The following is a 242-nucleotide window of genomic DNA, read 5'->3' as shown; positions in this document are numbered from 1 at the left end:
ATGATGTAGCGACGCTCACCATCTGCATAGCACAACAGTGCGATAAATGCAGTACGGTTAGGGTCATAGTCGATACGCTCTACTTTTGCAGGGATACCGTCTTTGTTACGTTTAAAATCTACAACGCGGTACTGATGTTTATGGCCACCACCTTTATGACGGGTAGTGATATGACCAGTGTTGTTACGACCGGCAGTAGAAGTTTTCTTTTCTAGCAGAGGGGCATAAGGTGCACCGGTGTG

General features: G+C 46.7%; 1 pseudogene. It reads right to left on the bottom strand.

Features of this window, described 5'->3' with window-relative positions:
* Positions 1 to 242: pseudogene (locus ACTHS3_RS18490) on the bottom strand (50S ribosomal protein L2); the annotation flags it as partial.

This window comes from Neisseria sp. P0009.S007, assembly GCF_051962515.1.
The sequence above is the reverse complement of the archived record's forward strand: the minus strand, read 5'-3'. Positions and strand labels throughout refer to the sequence as shown.